At 36.4% G+C, this 18,120-nt stretch carries 18 protein-coding genes; 3 read left to right on the top strand and 15 right to left on the bottom strand.

Translation table 11 applies throughout. The features are described from left to right. Positions 1-85 precede the first annotated feature (85 nt). From ACU8YW_RS09160 to ACU8YW_RS09130, 7 genes are all read right to left on the bottom strand, one after another. Complete coding sequence (locus ACU8YW_RS09160; RefSeq protein ID WP_141542720.1) at positions 86-1,411, bottom strand: bifunctional S-methyl-5'-thioadenosine deaminase/S-adenosylhomocysteine deaminase; 1,326 nt, start codon at positions 1,409-1,411, stop codon at positions 86-88. Positions 1,412-1,464: 53 nt separating this feature from the next. Beyond that, a complete protein-coding gene (locus ACU8YW_RS09155) occupies positions 1,465-1,824 on the bottom strand; it encodes a YunG family protein (RefSeq protein ID WP_088062999.1) in 360 nt (119 codons plus the stop codon). Positions 1,825-1,851: 27 nt separating this feature from the next. Then, positions 1,852-2,295, bottom strand: a complete 444-nt coding sequence (locus tag ACU8YW_RS09150; RefSeq protein ID WP_088608672.1) for a GNAT family N-acetyltransferase — start codon at positions 2,293-2,295, stop codon at positions 1,852-1,854. Between the two features lie 212 nt (positions 2,296-2,507). Continuing rightward, positions 2,508-4,022: a succinyl-CoA:acetate CoA-transferase ScpC gene (scpC, locus tag ACU8YW_RS09145; RefSeq protein WP_088062997.1), complete on the bottom strand. Its 1,515-nt coding sequence runs from the start codon at positions 4,020-4,022 to the stop codon at positions 2,508-2,510. 127 nt (positions 4,023-4,149) lie between these two features. Continuing rightward, the gene (locus ACU8YW_RS09140; protein WP_000389701.1) at positions 4,150-4,794 is read right to left on the bottom strand and encodes a LytTR family DNA-binding domain-containing protein; all 645 of its coding nucleotides are present in this window, start codon (positions 4,792-4,794) and stop codon (positions 4,150-4,152) included. Between the two features lie 81 nt (positions 4,795-4,875). Further along, complete coding sequence (locus ACU8YW_RS09135) at positions 4,876-5,481, bottom strand: pentapeptide repeat-containing protein (RefSeq protein WP_088062996.1); 606 nt, start codon at positions 5,479-5,481, stop codon at positions 4,876-4,878. A gap of 55 nt (positions 5,482-5,536) precedes the next feature. Then, positions 5,537-6,460, bottom strand: a complete 924-nt coding sequence (locus ACU8YW_RS09130) for an alpha/beta hydrolase (RefSeq protein ID WP_088062995.1) — start codon at positions 6,458-6,460, stop codon at positions 5,537-5,539. A gap of 204 nt (positions 6,461-6,664) precedes the next feature. On the opposite strand from ACU8YW_RS09130, the gene ACU8YW_RS09125 reads away from it, so the two are divergent. Then, positions 6,665-7,426, top strand: a complete 762-nt coding sequence (locus ACU8YW_RS09125) for a DODA-type extradiol aromatic ring-opening family dioxygenase (protein WP_426933766.1) — start codon at positions 6,665-6,667, stop codon at positions 7,424-7,426. A 52-nt stretch (positions 7,427-7,478) separates the two neighbouring features. Here the strand turns inward: ACU8YW_RS09125 and ACU8YW_RS09120 are convergent, their stop codons facing one another. From ACU8YW_RS09120 to ACU8YW_RS09110, 3 genes are all read right to left on the bottom strand, one after another. After that, entirely contained in the window at positions 7,479-8,693 is a 1,215-nt protein-coding gene (locus tag ACU8YW_RS09120) for a multidrug efflux MFS transporter (protein WP_426933767.1), read from the bottom strand. 167 nt (positions 8,694-8,860) lie between these two features. Then, positions 8,861-9,712: a GNAT family N-acetyltransferase gene (locus tag ACU8YW_RS09115; RefSeq protein WP_426933768.1), complete on the bottom strand. Its 852-nt coding sequence runs from the start codon at positions 9,710-9,712 to the stop codon at positions 8,861-8,863. Between the two features lie 18 nt (positions 9,713-9,730). Then, positions 9,731-10,447, bottom strand: a complete 717-nt coding sequence (locus ACU8YW_RS09110; RefSeq protein ID WP_046955070.1) for a DUF554 domain-containing protein — start codon at positions 10,445-10,447, stop codon at positions 9,731-9,733. A gap of 211 nt (positions 10,448-10,658) precedes the next feature. On the opposite strand from ACU8YW_RS09110, the gene ACU8YW_RS09105 reads away from it, so the two are divergent. Both ACU8YW_RS09105 and ACU8YW_RS09100 read left to right on the top strand, forming a co-directional pair. Continuing rightward, entirely contained in the window at positions 10,659-11,762 is a 1,104-nt protein-coding gene (locus ACU8YW_RS09105) for a CapA family protein (protein ID WP_426933769.1), read from the top strand. 52 nt (positions 11,763-11,814) lie between these two features. Then, positions 11,815-12,042, top strand: coding sequence for a hypothetical protein (locus ACU8YW_RS09100; protein ID WP_000910223.1), 228 nt, complete (start codon positions 11,815-11,817; stop codon positions 12,040-12,042). Positions 12,043-12,121: 79 nt separating this feature from the next. Here ACU8YW_RS09100 and ilvA read toward each other — a convergent pair whose 3' ends face one another. Genes ilvA through ilvB form a run of 5 tightly spaced genes read right to left on the bottom strand, consistent with a single transcriptional unit; the run spans position 12,122 to position 18,097 of the window. Continuing rightward, positions 12,122-13,384, bottom strand: a complete 1,263-nt coding sequence (gene ilvA / locus ACU8YW_RS09095; protein ID WP_097889367.1) for a threonine ammonia-lyase IlvA — start codon at positions 13,382-13,384, stop codon at positions 12,122-12,124. 31 nt (positions 13,385-13,415) lie between these two features. Beyond that, on the bottom strand, positions 13,416-15,089 hold the full coding sequence (gene ilvD / locus ACU8YW_RS09090; RefSeq protein ID WP_046959077.1) for a dihydroxy-acid dehydratase: 1,674 nt from the start codon (positions 15,087-15,089) through the stop codon (positions 13,416-13,418). Positions 15,090-15,135: 46 nt separating this feature from the next. Next, positions 15,136-16,143: a ketol-acid reductoisomerase gene (locus ACU8YW_RS09085; protein WP_446894054.1), complete on the bottom strand. Its 1,008-nt coding sequence runs from the start codon at positions 16,141-16,143 to the stop codon at positions 15,136-15,138. Between the two features lie 14 nt (positions 16,144-16,157). Beyond that, complete coding sequence (locus tag ACU8YW_RS09080) at positions 16,158-16,388, bottom strand: ACT domain-containing protein (protein ID WP_000019914.1); 231 nt, start codon at positions 16,386-16,388, stop codon at positions 16,158-16,160. Then, a complete protein-coding gene (ilvB, locus tag ACU8YW_RS09075) occupies positions 16,385-18,097 on the bottom strand; it encodes an acetolactate synthase large subunit (protein WP_097889364.1) in 1,713 nt (570 codons plus the stop codon). Before ilvB ends, ACU8YW_RS09080 begins: the two co-directional genes overlap by 4 nt. Between the last annotated feature and the right edge of the window lie 23 nt (positions 18,098-18,120).

Below are 18,120 nucleotides of genomic sequence, written 5' to 3'. Positions count from 1 at the left end.
TGCGACATTCTTTTGAATATTTATTCGTCCAAGAAAAAAGCTATCCTTTTAAAAAAGGATAGCTTTTTCAACTACATATAATTACCTATCTTTGCAAACCTCGTTTATAACGACTCGCTTCAAATATAATACGCTCTTCATCTAACGTTTTACATTCGCCATTCCAAACGACACGTTTGCCGTTAATAATTACATCACTTACATCTTTTCCACTAGCAGCATATACAAGGTGCGATAACACTTCATCTGCTGGTTGTAAATGCGGCTTATTAGATGGATCAATTGTGATAAAATCGGCACACTTTCCGACCTCAAGTGATCCTGTTTGTTTCATGCCGATTACTTCAGCAGCTCCTTTAGTCGCAAGTGTAAGAGCTGTTTCAACTGGTAGTGCTGTTGCATCTTGATGAATGCCTTTTTGTAATAATGTTGCTATACGCATTTCTTCAAACATATCTAAATTGTTGTTAGATGCTACACTATCTGTTGCAATTCCTACTTTCATTCCTGCTTCTAACATTGCTTTTACATTCGCTATACCAGATCCTAGTTTTAAATTACTATTCGGGTTATGAGCTACTCGAACATCATGTTCTGCTAAAAATGCACGTTCATTTTCATTTAATACTACACCGTGTGCAATAACTGTTGGGCGTTTAAACAACCCGCAACTTGCTGCATATTCTACTGGACGTTTTCCGTACTGTGCTTCAATATCACGTACTTCACGCTCTGTTTCCGAAAGATGAATATGAACCATCGTTTGATTTTCTACTGCAATTCGTGCGCATTCTTCTAACAGTTCTGTGGAACATGTATATGGACTATGCGGTGCAACCATCGTGGTTAACATACCACTTTCATTATAGTAACGCTTCACATATTTTTCAGCTTCTTCAATTGCTTTCTTTTCATCCTCTTTCGTTCCGAAGCTAAATAAAGTTCTTGAAACTGCAGCTCGAATTCCACTCTTTGATACCGTTTCCATAATTGCATCTTGATCTACTCCAATTGGATTAAACATATCAGAGAATGATGTTGTACCACTTTTCACCATTTCAAGTAATCCTAATTCCGTGCTAGCGACCGCAAGCTCTGGCGTAAACTGACTTTCAAGTGGCCAAATTCTCGTCTCAAGCCATGGCTGTAATAACATATCATCGCCAATACCTCTTAAGAGACTCATTACAACATGTGTATGTGTATTTACAAGCCCTGGTAAAACCCACTTTCCTTTCATATCAATTACTTCATCTACTTCAAAATCATTAGCGAATTCTCCGCTCTTTACATCTATAATTTGATCATTTTCTACAATGATATATCCATTTTCTATCACTTCATTTTGTTCATTCATCGTTACGATTGTAGCGTTTACATAAGTTGTTTTCAAAAGTATTTCCCCTTTCAACTCTATGAAGTTCCCTTTAATAAGTTACCACCATTATAGTAACTTATTAAAGATTAAGAGTCAAAAGATAATTTGAATTCTTTCATTATCTTTTCCTTCAAAATGCTATATTGTTTTTCATTTGTATCTGCAAATGCTTCTTCTCGATTTGATTCCACATCCAAATAATTCAATCTTCCATTGAACTGAGTCCCTGTAAAATCAAACCTTTGTCCAACTATACAGTTATAAAAATGCCACACCTCCCCTACTTTTGTCTTTTTGATTTTTCCTCCGTATATATCTTGAACGACTAAAGCCGTTATACCACACTGTCCCTTTGCCGGATTCTCAATAGTCCACTTTAAACTTGTTTCAATCGACCATGATTTTACTAGTGCTTCATATATCCTCTTTATCTTTACATCATCCATTCTAATCTTCTCCTACTATTAATTGTTTTACACATCATGTTGCAAAAGAGGCAGTAAACGATCCTCAAAAACCGTTGATGGTGTCTCTCCTATTAACTTTGCTCCCATCTTCAAGTAAAACCCTTTTGCATTCGGATCACTATCAATTGTAAAACTTTTTATTCCTAGCTCATTTGCTTTTTCTAATACATACTCCCAAAGTATTTTCCCGTACCCTTTTCCTTTGTAACGAGGATGAATGTACAAGAAATCAAGAGCGTTATCATTACGTAAAAATGAGAAAAAACCAATCTTCGTATTATCGTTTTCTAAAACATATACAAAATTATTTTTTATGTACTCATCAGTAATTGTTAAATCTTCCTTACAAGCAAGTATGAATGCTTCGCTATAGTTCCACGTTGCTTTTGAATGTAGTGCAAGTTCACTTAATTCATTTGCTTCACTTAATAACGCATTTCTTATCTTCATGATTCTTTCTCCTCACCTTTGATATATAAACTATTAAAATGATTCGAAAAGTAATTAAAAAAACCTCTTATTTCCGTAAATAAGAGATTACTTTTATAATTCCTCATAATAGGTAACAATTTTTTAAAAGAAAAAAACGCCATTCCTGAAAATTGGCGTTCTTTTTCTTTTAACCTTTATGGCATATTATATTAAGAATCATTTTTGCACTTCTAAACAGTTTCTACTACCGCTTCAAGCATTGTTCCATTTTTAGCATAGTTTGTATGCCAAGAAAAAGCTTTTTCTAAAATATGAGGAGTTTGTCCACCTCTTGTTCTTGCTTCCTCGTAATAAGCTCGTAGCTGTTCACGATACATTGGATGTACGCAATTCTCAATAATTAGTTCCACTCTTTCTCTTGGCGCAAGCCCTCTTAAGTCAGCATACCCCTGTTCAGTGACGATAACATCTACATCATGTTCAGTATGGTCTACATGAGAAACGAAAGGAACGATGCTTGATATGTTGCCACCTTTTGCAATCGATTTAGTAACAAAAATAGCTAGGCGTGCATTTCTCGCAAAATCACCCGAACCACCAATACCATTCATCATTTTTGTACCTAAAACATGAGTAGAATTAACATTTCCGTATATATCTAATTCTAAAGCAGTATTAATCGAGATTAATCCAAGGCGACGAATGATTTCAGGATGATTAGAAATCTCTTGCGGGCGCATCATTAATTTGTCACGATATTTTTCAAAGTTAGAAAATACTTGTTGCATTTTCTCTTCAGAAAGCGTGATGGAGCAGCAGGAAGCAAAATTGACTTTCCCAGCATCCATTAGATCAAAGACCGCATCTTGTAAAACTTCAGAATATACTTCTAAATCTTCAAACTCCGAATCTAGCATGCCGTGCAATACTGCATTAGCAACTGAACCAATTCCAGATTGTAACGGTGCTAAACGATTTGTTAATCGGCCTACTTTAACCTCTTCTCGAAGGAACTCTATTAAATGCTGTGCCATAATAACAGTTTCTTCATCTGGAGGAACAATTGTCGATGGCGAATCCAGTTGATTCGTAAACACAATTCCCTTCACTTTTTCAGCATCAATTGGGATACCGATTGTTCCAATTCGATCATCCGTTTTTACGAGCGGAATAGGGAGTCTTTCCCCTTGTTTACCTGGTTCATATAAATCATGTAGCCCCTCTAATTGCGTAGATTGAGCCATATTCATTTCAATAATAATAGACTTAGCATTTAAGGAGAATGCTAAGGAATTTCCAATTGAAGTGGTTGGAATAATCATTCCATCTTCAGTAATCGCAACCGCTTCCAAGATAGCGAAATCTATATCCATAACGTCAGCACGAAGTAACTCTGCTGTATGAGATAAGTGCTGATCCACAAATAAAAAGTCTCCGTTATTAATTCCTTTTCGCATAGTTGCATCTGCTTGGAAAGGCAATCTTTTCCCTAAAATTCCTGCCTCAGCAAATAATTTATCTACATCCGAACCTAAGGAAGCCCCTGTATAAACATTTACTTTAAAAGATTTATCATTCTTAACTCGGTTTACAAGTGCAAATGGGACTGCTTTTACATCACCAGCACGTGTAAATCCACTTAATCCTAAAGTCATTCCACTTTCAATCCATGAAGCTGCTTCTTCAGGTGTAACTACTCGATCTTTTAATCGTTGATCCCTAATTCTATCTAAATTATTCTCCATATGTAATCCCTCTCCCAATGAATATTCATAATTATTTTACACATTAACACCATCAAAATAGGGATTTTCTTACACAATGCCGAAAATTCAGACAAAACAGCGAATCTAGGTTCTAAAGCAGAAAAATTTAGAATCCTAGAAGCTTACGAAAATAGCTAGCGTATGACTGACTCACTGGTACCCTCTCTCCGTTATCCATAGAAAGTACAAAAGTAGAATGCGTATCAGGGTAAATCGCTTTAATATGATTAACATTTACAATAAAGGAACGGTGGCATCTAATAAAGGAATCTTTCGGCAACAAGTATTCGAATTCTTGTAGCGAGTACTTATGTGTTCCTGTTAACTCTTCTGAATTCACATACGTCTTTTTATCTTTAGCTTCTAAATACATGACCTTTGAAAAAGGAACTGGAACCCATCCGTCTGTTGTTTTTAAAGTAACGACTGACTTTCCATCCGTTAAAGCGGGATAAATCGCCGTCACGCAACCTTCAATCTTTCCATTATTTGAAAATGGTACGGCCATTCCATGATAAGGAATACCGAAAACATCTCGGTTAATAAACTCAGAGGCTTTTTGCTTCGTTACCATTGCTTTATGAGCAATCGTCCCTTCCTTAATAGGATCCCCGGCGCTAATCTTTAAATCAATTCGTTTACTTGGCCGATAGTAAATATATTCTTTCGTATTCGAAACGGCAATTGATATTTCATCTGAAAATAATTCCCCAACTACATCTAGTAGTATACCTAACGTTTTATCTTCCATAGTATGAACACCTCATTTACTATTATACTACTATTATGATTTAAAAAACCGTTCAGCATTTTGAACGGTTTTACAAACTATTTAGTTCACCTTAGCCCCATAACATCTTGCTACTGCAACTGCCTGTGTTATATCTAATTTTACATTTTTCAAATCAAAACTTGTAAAATCAATTCTATCAACTATCGCCCCTTTTAAATTTGCACCACTAAGTTTCGCCTTACCTAATTGTGCACCGGTTAAATCCGCGTCACGTAAATCTGCTTTTTCTAAATTACATTCATATAGGTCCGCTTCAATTAAACGTATTCCCTTTAACATTTGTTTACTTAAGTTCGCGAACCTTAAATTCGTATATGACCAATCACCCGATATGATAGTTATTCCGTCTAAATTCGCTTCTTCAAAATCAGAGCCGGTCATTTTACATTCTTCAAACTTCGATACGAATAAATTCGCACCAACAAACTTACAATTCGCAAATGTAGTTCCTTTATGGATAGAAGCGTTAAAAAGAGCACCGGTAAAATCACATTCTATGAAATTACAATTTTCAGTAGAAACTTCCGATGCATCTATCCCTCTAAAACGGCATTTTATGAACGTACAATTTTTCAATTTCTCTTCTTTAATCAAAACATCTTGAAAATCTATTTCTACATATTCTTTATTTACAAATTCACACATAACTACTCCTCCATCTCCTTAAAGAAACCTCACTTCAAAAAAGTGAGGTTCCTTCTCATACAATATGCTTATCTAACCAAGAAATCAAATCTTGAAATACTTCATCTCGATTTACTTCATGGAACATTTCATGTCTTCCATTTTCATATAAACGCAGTGTTACATCTTTCACATCACATTTTTTATAGTTTTCATATACTTCTTTTACACCTTTCCCCATATCCCCAACAGGATCACGATCTCCTGAAAAAATATGTATTGGAAGGTTTTTCGGTGTTTTTTTGAACTCTTCTAGCTTATTTACTTCTAATACACCAGAAAACAATTCACGATAAAAACTCGTCGTACAAATGAATCCACATAACGGATCCGCAATATATTTATCAACTTGATTATTATCTGAAGATAACCAATCAAATTTCGTACGATTTGGTTTAAAGTGCGAATTGAAATTTCCGAATGATAAAAAGTTTAACATAGGACTTTTCGTTTTTTCTCCGCGTAATTTCATCTCAATTGTCGCTACTTTATGACCGATACTTCCTAATAACCCTGGATTTCCACCAGTTCCTGAAATAAGGAATCCATCATATAATTCACCTTTCAGTTGTACAGCACGTCTTGATAAAAAAGAACCCATGCTATGGCCAAGTAAAAATAACGGGCATGTCTGCTCTTTTCTTATCGTTTCTGATACAAAAATAACATCAGACACAGCCTCATTCCAACCTACATTTGGTTTAAAATGACCATAATCTTCTTCTCTTTTCACTGTTTTCCCATGACCTTTATGATCATGTGCATAAACACCATACCCTGCTTTTAATAACGCAGCAATAAAGTCTGTATAAACACCTGCATGTTCTGTCATACCATGTGCAATTTGAATAATCCCTCGCGGATCTCTTTCTGGTAGCCACTTACGTAAATAAATTTCCGATCCATCCAATGCCGTAACGAAACTTTCTTGTACGTTCATTTCGTCAGCCCCCAACTCTATTATGTATATCAAAAAATGAATATCCATTCATTATTCTTATTATGTATTATATGCAATTGCCTTCATTATGACAAATGACTCACTTTTCCAATTAGCTCTTAAACTAATATATTGACGAACGGAAAATAAAATTATATAGTTACTTACATAAAGTAAATATTATATTTTTGGGAGGTTTCTATTATGATGCCATCATTATTTTTAGCACACGGCTCACCGATGCTTGCTATTCAAGATACAGACTATACAAGGTTTTTAAAAACACTTGGAGAAACATATAAACCTAAAGCAATTGTTATTTTCACTGCTCACTGGGAAAGTGAAATATTAACGATTTCTTCATCAGATAACGAATATGAAACAATTTATGATTTTGGAGGTTTTCCTCCTGAGTTATACGAAATCAAATATCGTGCGAAAGGCTCTTCTAACATTGCATCTATGTTAGAAACGAAATTTAAAAACAAAGGTATTCCAGTCCATCATAATATGACGAGAGGTTTAGATCATGGCTCATGGACACTCTTGCACCGTATGTATCCAGAAGCAAATATTCCTGTCGTCCAAATTTCAGTCAATCCATTCCTTCCTGCAAAAGAGCAATTTAAGATTGGAGAAGCACTTAAAGGACTTGGACAAGAAGATATTTTAATAATCGGGAGCGGTGTTACCGTTCATAACTTACGAGCTTTGAAATGGAATCAAACGACACCCGAACAATGGGCAATTGAATTTGATGATTGGATTATTAAACATATGCAGACTACTGATAAAGATGCATTATTTAATTGGGAGAACAACGCCCCTCATGCACAATTAGCAGTACCAAGAGCAGAGCATTTTGTTCCTTTATTTATCGCTATGGGAAGCGGTGAAAATAACGGTGAAGTCATTCACCGCAGTTACGAGCTTGGTACATTAAGCTATCTTTGTCTCCAATTTTAAAGAAAAGGATGAAGCAATCATTGCTTCATCCTTTTCTTTTTCATTCACTTAGTTAACTAACTTCCAAATGTCGTTTCTCTGATACCTCTTCGTTCTTATTATGAAAATAAACCCAAATGCACGCAATAAATAATAATGATGAAGTAGAGAAGAAAACATATTGGAAGCCCGCATGTGCTGCAATTTGTCCACCAAGTACTGGCCCAATCATATTTCCTAAAAACTGAAACGATTGATTATATCCAAATATTCGTCCCGTTACATGGGTTGGTGTATGTTGTTTTAGTAGAGTTTGTACGGAAGGTAATAATCCTGCTTGTGCGATACCTAATAAAAATCGAAGAATTAATAGTTGCCAAGCTGAGGTTACAAATGCTTGCGGGATAAAAATAATTCCTGCAGCAAACAACGCTACAACTAACGTTTTTTGAGGACCGATTTGATCTGATAATCTTCCTAGTCTTGGTGCTGCCAAAATAACCGCTAACCCTGTCGCTGACATAACTGCGCCTGCAACCATTTCAATATGAGCTGTTCCTGGGCCTTCTAAATTCTTTACATACAATGTAATAATAGGTTGAATTGACATGTTCGCAAGTTGAATAATAAATGTTGTTACAAATAAACTAATAATTAAATGCTTTGCTGGAACCATCGTCCATACTTTTTTCGGTTGTGCTTTTTTTGCTTGAGCGGAGTGATTCTCTTCATGTAGGAAGAAAAAAACGATGAGAAAAGAAAGGAATAAAAAAGCTCCTGTAACAAGAAAAACATGGCGCATTCCAATTAACTCAGACAAGTATCCTCCAAGTAACGGGCCAAGTAAAGAGCCGCTCACGCCCCCAGTTGAAATTGTGGAAATTGCCCAACCTGAATGCTCTTTCGGAGTTTCTGCTGCAATAAAAGTCATCGCCGTTGAAAGGAAACCAGATACTGCTCCCATCAAAAACCTTAGTGCGACTAGTTGATACACGTCCGTTACAAACCCCATAAGCGTCATAATAATCGCCATACCAAGGCTCGCACGAATCAGCATCAATTTCCGTCCATGTATATCACCAAGCTTTCCCCATATTGGTGATACGATCGCACCCATTAAAAATGTTATACCAAATGCAAGTCCTGACCACTGTGCAATGCTAGAAGTGCCAGTCACCCCTAATTCCTCAATATAAAAAGATAAAAAAGGAATTACTAAACTCATACCGGCTGCAGTGGTAAAACAACCTAGCCAACAAATCATTAAATTTCGTTTCCAGTTGGCCATTTTCACACCTTCTTTCTTTAGATACCCATTCTACACCCTTTCTTGTAAAAAGTTTAGTAATTTGCTTTATTTGTAAGATTTACTACAAAACCCGCTATTTTCTAGTAAAAATCACTACATCTCTACATTATTTTCATAAAAAAACCAACTCCCATATATGGAGTTGGTTACTTATTCTCTAACGGTATTAAACGCGCATCACAATTTCGCTCATAAAACTCAATCGGACCTGCTTGTCCAATAATTGCGTATTCATATCCTTCTTGCTTCATACTATGTAAACAATGATGTAACAATTCCTTACCTACACCTTTCACGCGATTTTGTTTCGCTGTGCCCATTGGACCAAACAATCCCTTCTTTCCTCTCACTACATCATAACAAGCGAAACCCACTATCACTTCTTCTTGTTCTGCTATATAAATAGGTAAATTTTCTTTATATGTACGAAATCCATACTCTATTGAATGTAACCAACGTTCACCAAATTCCTCATTAACAAAACTTGCTAATTTTTCAAAATCAGAAGGGCTAGCCTTTCTAACAGTACAAATTAAATGATTATAAGTAGGAACAAAATATTTTAGATCGACCGCTAAATCTCTTGGCTCAGCTATAATACGTAATATATCTTTTTGTATTTGTGCATTTCCAATAAACGTATCCGTGCGGAATAGCGCATATATAACATGCCCTTCATTTATTATTACTTGCTGGAAACGTTCCATACGTTTCTTCGCTATTTGTAAAATTTCTAGCACCTTATAAGATACCTTATATTGTCCTATTTTTTTATACTCTTGATACGGTGAATCGTATTGTTTTCGTATTGAAAATTTTTCTAAAAAATCCGTACCCAAGTTACGAAACAAATACATATACAACTCGCTACAAACTCCAGTGCCTTCTTTACTCATTCCGATAAACAGATGAGTTGATTGAATAATATTATTTTCCGCCTCTTCTGCTGCAATCTTCAATATGTTATGCACACGTTTTGTATATTGAAATTCCTCCATATATATATCCATCCCCTACTACTTTACTATTAAACCGTAACCGTAAATAAGTGAAACAATTATTCCAACTACCAATATACCTGGCAGTAAATTTGCCACTTTAATTTTAATAATACCAAGTAAGTTCAATCCAATAGCGGCTATCATAATACCACCTGTAGCTGTCATTTCCACTATAAATTGATTCATTAATTCTTTCGGGACCAAACTATTAATTTGTGTTGCAAAAACCGCAATCCCTCCTTCATATAAAATAACTGGAATCGCCGAAAATACTACGCCAATTCCTAAAGTTGTCGTTAATATAATAGAAATAAACCCATCGATAATCGCCTTTGTAAATAAAATATCATGATTTCCGCGAATCCCACTGTCGAGTGCACCAAGTATGCCCATCGCACCAATTGCAAAAATTAAAGTAGCTGTTACAAACCCTTCTGATATGCTCCCTTTCCCTTTCGATCCAACTTTATTTTCTAGCCAATCTCCTAACAGCTTTAACTTTTCCTCTAGTTGTAGCCATTCCCCGATGACGGTACCAATAACTAAACTTAAAATGACAACAAGAAAATTTTCACTTTTCAATGCCATTTGAAGTCCAAGCACAGTAACTGCTAAACCGATTGCATGCATAATTGTTCCCTTCATACTTTCTGGAATTCTACTAAATAATTTTCCTAGTAAAGTACCAAATATAATACAAATCCCATTTACAACTGCTCCTAATATAACCATCTCTCGTTCTTCACCCTTCGAATTCTTTATTTCTATATTTTGGTTTATACATTGATTTACAGGTTATCTATATGTTAACTTAATATTGAGAATATTAACAAATGTTTTCACTACATAAACTGCATTTGTAGTTATACATAAAGTGAAACTTTAACTAGCGCGAGTTTTATTGCCCACAAATTGCGGTATAAACTCAAAAGGGAAGGTATTTATGAAAACTTTACTAAAACGATTTCTGTTAATAGCCTTTTGCATTACACCAATTGTTTTATTAGTTAACTACTCTTTTATTTCAAAAGCGAAAGACAAACCCGATTTGCAAAACAAATCTAGTAAAACAGCTTCAACAAGTGAAAAGAAAATAGAAGACAAGGAAATCACACTCACCTTCTCTGGTGATACAATGTTCGATTGGCAATTACGTCCTGTAATCGAAAAAAACGGGGCTGATTATCCATTCCAACATGTAAAAGAAGAAATAACAAAAGCTGATATTTCTTTCGTTAATTTAGAGTCAGCATTTACAACGAGAGAAAAGAAAGCTCCTGGACAACTGTTTTGGATTAAAAGTGATCCATCTACACTAAAAGCTATTAAAAACACGGGATATGACATCGTAAATATTGGGAATAACCATACACTTGATTATGGGCAAGATGGATTATTAGACACGATTTCTCACGTTGAAAAATTAAAGTTCCCTTACATTGGAGCCGGAAAGAATGCAAAGGATGCATATACTGCACGAGAAATGACTGTAAAAGGGAAAAAGTTCAAATTTCTTTCCTTCGTTCGATTTATGCCTGATACGAATTGGGTAGCTGGTGACAATAAACCTGGCGTTGCGAACGGATATGATTTAAATCTTGTAACAAAAACAATTAAAGAGCAAAAGAAAGATGCAGACTATTTAATCATCTATATGCATTGGGGCGTTGAAAAATCAAATCGTCCGGTAGAATACCAAAAACAATATGTACCTAAAATGGTTGAAGCAGGAGCTGACGCGATTGTCGGGAGTCACCCGCATTGGTTACAAGGATTTGAGTATTATAATAACGTTCCTATCGCTTATTCATTAGGTAACTTTTTATTCCCAAGTTATGTAAGCGGGAAAAGCGCCGAAACTGGCGTATTAACTTTAACTTTTAAAGGAAAGGATGTCCAAATGTCATTCAATCCTTACATCATTCGCAACAACCAAATCTCCCCTGTAAATGAGGACGAAAAGAAAAAAGCTCTACAATATTTACAAACAATTTCAACTGACGTAGAAATTGATGATACAGGGAACATAAAAAACAAACGAAACTAGACAACGCAAGATTTATTTCTCTGTAACATACTTTACAGAATAGGTGATGAACATGCTGAAAGACTTATTAGAAAATGTAAGTTTGTTAGAGAATATTTATAAAATATCTATAGCCGTTCTACTTTTATGTTCATTTTTTTCTGTTAGACTTCTAAAAAAAATAAAACGTGAACGAAAACTTACTACCTTTGAATTTACTATGTATGTAATCATTCGCATTGCGATACTCTTTTGGTTAACTAGCTTTATCCTACTTGAATATGGAAAGTATATAGTGTAATTATAAAAAGATAGATACAAGCAGCATTTCCGCTGTTTGCATCTATCTTTTTTATTTGGATGCTAACTCTTTCCTTCTATTAAATAAGCAAATCAAACAAAATAGGATTTTTATTAAGCTCCATAAATTGAATATTATTTTCTTTAAAACGAGTAATTAATTGCTCATAATCTTCTTTATGTTTCAACTCTACTCCGACTAGTGCTGGGCCATTTTCTTTATTATGTTTCTTAATGTATTCAAAACGAGTAATATCATCTTCTGGCCCTAATCCCTTATCAAGAAACTCTCTTAGCGCACCTGAACGCTGCGGGAATTCAATGATAAAATAATGCTTTAACCCTTCGTAAATGAGTGAACGTTCTTTCATTTCTTGCATTCTATCAATATCATTATTTCCACCACTTAGCGTACATACAACTGTTTTACCTTTTATTTCATCTCTATATAAATCAAGCGCTGCAATAGATAGTGCACCAGCCGGTTCAGCTACAATTGCATTTTTCTTATACAGTTCTAAAATCGTCGTACAAACCTTTCCTTCTGGTACTAAAACAATATCATCAATTACATCTTTACAAGTTTCAAATGTTAACTTTCCTACCTTTTTGACAGCTGCCCCATCAACAAAACTATCTATTTTCTCTAACGCGACATTTTCGTTTTGAAGAAAAGCCTCTTTCATAGATGCAGCTCCCATTGGCTCTACGCCAATGACCTTTGTAGCAGGACTAACACCTTTTACATATGTACCAACACCTGATGCTAACCCACCGCCTCCAATTGCTGTAAAGATATAATCCACTGGTTTCTCCATATCATGCATAATTTCAACTGCCACTGTTCCTTGACCAGCAACTACATGCGGATCATCAAACGGATGAACAAACGTCATTCTATTTTCTTCACAATAGTGCTGTGCTTCTTGGAAAGAGCTATCAAATGTATCACCAACTAATACAATTTCTGCAAAATCACTACCGAAAAATTGTACTTGCGATACTTTTTGTTTAGGTGTCGTTGTTGGCATAAAGATTTTCGACGGAATCTTCAATAAATTACACGTATAAGCAACTCCTTGCGCATGATTACCAGCACTTGCACAAACAACACCGTTTTGTAATTGTTCTTTCGATAAACTTTGAATTAAATTGTACGCACCACGAATTTTGAAAGAGCGAATCAATTGTAAGTCTTCTCGTTTTACATAAACGTCACAATCATATTTCTCAGATAGAACTGTATCACGTTGTAACGGTGTTTTAATAACGATATCTTTCATGCAATTATGTGCCATTAAGATATCTTCAATTTTCACTCTCTCCTTTACCTTTTGCACCATTTCATATCATCCTTATCTCTTTTAAATTGGCTCAATCAAAATCCGGGATTTTTAGAACTGCACCTGTATTCGCCGATGTTACCATCTGCGCATAACGTCCAAGCCAGCCAGTTTTCACTTTCGGTTCTGGTCGTTTCCATTCTTTTTTACGCTTATCTAATTCTTCATCACTAACTCTTACTTCTAACAATCTTTCCTCAACATCAATACAAACGATATCCCCTTGCTTGAGAAGTGCAATCGTTCCCCCCGCAGCTGCTTCTGGCGAAATATGCCCTACCGAAATACCACGTGAAGCTCCAGAAAAACGTCCATCCGTTAATAGCGCAACATCTGCACCTAATCCCATACCAGCAATCGCTGACGTTGGTGCTAACATTTCCGGCATACCCGGACCGCCTCTTGGTCCTTCATAGCGAATAACAACTACATCGCCTTTCTTAACCTTTCCAAGCATAATGCCCGCAAGTGCCTCATCTTGTGAATTAAAAATAACGCAAGGTCCTTCAAATCGTTTTACTTCTGTTGCCCCACTTTTAATAACTGCCCCATCTTTCGCAAGGTTTCCTTTTAATATACGTAATCCCCCTTCTTCACTATGAGGGTTTTCGAGAGAATGAATAACTTCCCTATCTTTAATCTCTGCATGAGCAATGTTTTCTCTTAATGTTTGCCCAGTAGCAGTAATACGGTCTAAATGAAGCACCCCTTCTTTTCGGCTCATCTCTTTCAAAATTGCACTAATTCCGCCTGCTCGATCAATATCCTCCATATGCCAATTGGAGGCTGGACTTACTTTACATAAATGTGGTACACGTCTTGAAACGGCATCAATGCGGTTCATATCGTAATCTAAACCCGCTTCTTGTGCAAGCGCCAATGTGTGCAACACTGTATTTGTTGAACCGCCCATCGCCATATCAAGCGCGAACGCATCATCAATTGCTTCTTCCGTTACAATGTCTCTCGGTTTAATATCTCTTTCAATTAAAATCTTTAATTTCTCTGCTGCTTGTTTAATTAATTCTTCACGTCTTGGATCAATAGCTAAAATACTTCCGTTACCAGGAAGAGCTAAACCTAATACTTCACATAAACAGTTCATAGAGTTCGCTGTAAACATACCAGAACAAGAACCACAAGATGGACAGCCATGATCTTCAATATCCTTTAATTCTTCTTCTGAAATTTTCCCAGATTGATAAGCTCCTACTCCTTCGAAAACAGAACTTAAATCGACAACCTCCCCTTTAGAAGTCTTCCCAGCTGCCATCGGTCCACCTGAAACAAAAACAGTTGGAATGTTAATACGAAGTGCAGCCATCATCATACCGGGGGTAATTTTGTCACAGTTTGGAATACAAATCATGCCATCAAACCAATGTGCATTTACAACCGTTTCTACTGAATCTGCAATGATTTCACGACTCGGAAGCGAATAACGCATACCGATATGCCCCATCGCAATACCGTCATCTACTCCAATTGTATTAAATTCAAATGGAACCATACCTGCTGCACGCACTGCTTCTTTAACAAGTTTTCCAAACTCATTTAAGTGCTTATGACCTGGAATAATTTCAATAAAAGAATTACAGATAGCTATAAACGGTTTATCAAAATCTTCATCTTTCAAACCAGTTGCTTTTAATAAACTACGGTGCGGTGCTTTATCAAAACCTTTTTTAATCATGTCACTTCTCATCTTGTCAAATCCCCTCTTACGTATTTTTCACTTACAATCTCTTTCTCTATTTCTTTACTAATTCTTTCGGTGCATGAATCCAGCTCATCATTTCACGAAGCTCTGCCCCCACTTTTTCTAACTGATGATTTTTCTCTGCTTTTTTCATGGCATTATACGTTGGACGCCCAGCTTGATTTTCTAAAATCCATTTCTTCGCGAATTCACCTTGCTGAATTTCTGTAAGAACACGTTTCATTTCTTTCTTCGTTTCATCTGTAACAATTCTCGATCCTGTTACATAATCTCCAAACTCAGCCGTATCTGAAATAGAATGGCGCATGTTCGTTAAACCACCTTCGTACATTAAATCAACAATTAACTTTAATTCATGCAAACATTCAAAGTATGCAATTTCAGGACGATATCCGCCTTCTGTTAACGTTTCAAAACCAGCTTTCACAAGTGCAGTTACCCCGCCGCAAAGTACCGCTTGCTCACCAAACAAATCTGTTTCTGTTTCTTCTTGGAATGTCGTTTCAATTACACCTGCACGTGTACAACCTACACCTTTTGCATACGCAAGCGCTACACGTAATGCCGTGCCTGTTGCATCTTGATGTACAGCGACTAATGCCGGAACACCATTTCCTTCTTGAAATACACGGCGAACGAGATGACCTGGACTTTTTGGCGCGACCATTGCTACATCTACGTAACTTGGCGGATTAATTTGTCCGAAGTGAATATTAAATCCATGTGAGAAAAGTAACATTTGTCCTTCACGGAGATTCTCTTCTACTTCTGCTCTATACACATGTGCTTGCTGTTCATCCGGTAATAGCATTTGTACAACTTGCGCGGTTCGAACCGCTTCTGAAACAGACATTACTTCAAACCCATCTGCTTTTGCTACTTCAAAAGACTTACCAGGTCGAACACCGACTACAACTTCCACACCAGAATCACGTAAATTTTGCGCCTGCGCATGACCTTGAGATCCATAACCAATTACCGCAACTGTTTTCCCTTGTAATAACTCTAATTTTGCATCTTTCTCATAATACGTTTTCATATTCCATACACTCCTTATAATTTATTTACTTGCAGTACATCAATTAATTTTTTCAACTGACCGACAAGTAATGTCGCTTCATTTTCAGTACAAACTGCTGTGAGTTTCATTTCAGAAACGCCACTAGTATCTCTTTCGTTTAAATGTAAAGAAGAAATATAATAACCACGCCGAGCAAAAATCCCACTTATACGTAATAAGACGCTTGGCTCGTTATGAATAACGAGTGAAAAAGTATGACTCATTCTTCCCACCTCTTCATAATCATTTCGTTATTCCCTTTGTTTGGCGGAACCATCGGAAATACGTTTTCACCTTCTTCTACACAAAAATCAACTACGACAGGACCATCATGAGCAAATGCTTCTAACATCACTTGTTTCGCCTCTGTTGAATTTGTCGCCCTTAATCCCTTCACTCCATAAGCTTCTGCCACTTTCACAAAATCTGGTGATCCGATTTTTGACTCTGATAAACGATTTTCATAAAACATCTCTTGCCATTGCCTTACCATCCCTAAAAATTTATTATTTATAATAAATACTTTTACAGGAATATTATTTTCAGCAATTGTTTGTAATTCTTGAATGTTCATTTGAAAAGAAGCATCGCCCGCAATACAAATGACGAGTTCTTCTTCTTTCGCAAGCTGAGCACCAACTGCCGCTGGGAAACCAAATCCCATCGTTCCTAGTCCGCCAGATGTTAGAAACGTCCGTGGGTTTTTCGCTTTATAAAAATGAGCAGCCCACATTTGATGCTGTCCTACTTCTGTCGTAACAATCGCTTCACCATTCGTTACTTCACTTACTAGACTAATAACATGCTGTGGTTTTAACTCACATTCTTTTTGATTGTAGGAAAGAGGATATTCCGCTTTCCATTCCTCTATTTTCGTAAGCCATTCATTTGTTTGTGTACGAATTGGCATATGTAACAACATATGTAACGCTTTTTTCACATCTCCAACAATCGGATATTCCACAGTTACATTTTTATGGAACTCCGAAGGATCTATATCAATATGTACCTTTTTTGAATGCGGAGAAAAGAGTTCTAATTTTCCTGTTACACGATCATCAAAGCGAACACCTAACGCAAGTAATAAATCACATTCTGTTACTGCCATATTTGCAGCGTACGTTCCATGCATGCCGAGCATTCCTAAAAATAACGAATCTCCCGGCGGATATGCACCAAGTCCCATTAAAGTGGAAACGACAGGAATACGATTTTCCCTCGCAAACTGAATAAGTTCATCAGAACCACCCGAATGAATGATCCCTCCTCCAATATAAAGAAGGGGACGTTTTGCTTCGGAAATTGCTTTAGCTACCTCTCTAAGCTTCCTACCGTCTGGCATAGGCTCTAATTTGTACCCTGGAATCTCAATTACTTCATTATAAAAACTTGTTACATTTTCATTTTGAACATCTTTTGGAATATCAATTAATACTGGTCCTGGTCGCCCGCTTTCGGCGATGTAAAAAGCTTCTTGTACAATGCGTGATAAATGATTCACATCACGAACTTGGTAATTATGCTTCGTAACAGGTACTGTAATCCCGACAACATCTGCTTCTTGAAATCCATCTTTTCCGATGAGAGGTTTTGCAACTTGCCCTGTAATGACAACTAAAGGAATCGAATCCATATAAGCATCTGCTAAACCCGTAACTAAATTTGTCGCCCCTGGGCCAGAGGTAGCAAAGACTACCCCGACCTTTCCAGAAGCTCTCGCATATCCTTCTGCCGCATGAATGGCAGCTTGTTCATGACGAGTTAAAACGTGCTTCAAACCACTTCCATATAACGCGTCGTACACTGGCAAAATCGCTCCGCCTGGATAACCGAAAACAGTCGTTACACCTATTTTTTTCAAGCATTGAATAACATATCCGGCACCTGTCACATCTTCACACTGTAATTTCTCACGTGTTGTATGTTGTTCCATTTTAATTAACTCCTCTCCCCTAC

The sequence above is a fragment of the Bacillus pretiosus genome, assembly GCF_052947655.1.
Note: the sequence above shows the minus strand (reverse complement) of the source record. Positions and strands in the feature narration are given on the sequence as shown.

Bases quoted from the DNA above. Each gene is read 5' to 3' on its own strand.
- ACU8YW_RS09135 (WP_088062996.1), bottom strand. From the start codon at position 5,481: ATGTGTGAATTTGTAAATAAAGAATATGTAGAAATAGATTTTCAAGAT.
- ACU8YW_RS09085 (WP_446894054.1), bottom strand. From the start codon at position 16,143: ATGAAAACGTATTATGAGAAAGATGCAAAATTAGAGTTATTACAAGGG.
- ACU8YW_RS09140 (WP_000389701.1), bottom strand. From the start codon at position 4,794: ATGGAAGATAAAACGTTAGGTATACTACTAGATGTAGTTGGGGAATTA.
- ilvA (WP_097889367.1), bottom strand. From the start codon at position 13,384: ATGGTGCAAAAGGTAAAGGAGAGAGTGAAAATTGAAGATATCTTAATG.
- ACU8YW_RS09120 (WP_426933767.1), bottom strand. From the start codon at position 8,693: ATGGCCAACTGGAAACGAAATTTAATGATTTGTTGGCTAGGTTGTTTT.
- ACU8YW_RS09105 (WP_426933769.1), top strand. From the start codon at position 10,659: ATGAAAACTTTACTAAAACGATTTCTGTTAATAGCCTTTTGCATTACA.
- ACU8YW_RS09115 (WP_426933768.1), bottom strand. From the start codon at position 9,712: ATGGAGGAATTTCAATATACAAAACGTGTGCATAACATATTGAAGATT.
- ilvD (WP_046959077.1), bottom strand. From the start codon at position 15,089: ATGAGAAGTGACATGATTAAAAAAGGTTTTGATAAAGCACCGCACCGT.
- ACU8YW_RS09150 (WP_088608672.1), bottom strand. From the start codon at position 2,295: ATGAAGATAAGAAATGCGTTATTAAGTGAAGCAAATGAATTAAGTGAA.
- scpC (WP_088062997.1), bottom strand. From the start codon at position 4,022: ATGGAGAATAATTTAGATAGAATTAGGGATCAACGATTAAAAGATCGA.
- ACU8YW_RS09100 (WP_000910223.1), top strand. From the start codon at position 11,815: ATGCTGAAAGACTTATTAGAAAATGTAAGTTTGTTAGAGAATATTTAT.
- ACU8YW_RS09110 (WP_046955070.1), bottom strand. From the start codon at position 10,447: ATGGTTATATTAGGAGCAGTTGTAAATGGGATTTGTATTATATTTGGT.
- ilvB (WP_097889364.1), bottom strand. From the start codon at position 18,097: ATGGAACAACATACAACACGTGAGAAATTACAGTGTGAAGATGTGACA.
- ACU8YW_RS09155 (WP_088062999.1), bottom strand. From the start codon at position 1,824: ATGGATGATGTAAAGATAAAGAGGATATATGAAGCACTAGTAAAATCA.
- ACU8YW_RS09080 (WP_000019914.1), bottom strand. From the start codon at position 16,388: ATGAGTCATACTTTTTCACTCGTTATTCATAACGAGCCAAGCGTCTTA.
- ACU8YW_RS09130 (WP_088062995.1), bottom strand. From the start codon at position 6,460: ATGAACGTACAAGAAAGTTTCGTTACGGCATTGGATGGATCGGAAATT.
- ACU8YW_RS09125 (WP_426933766.1), top strand. From the start codon at position 6,665: ATGATGCCATCATTATTTTTAGCACACGGCTCACCGATGCTTGCTATT.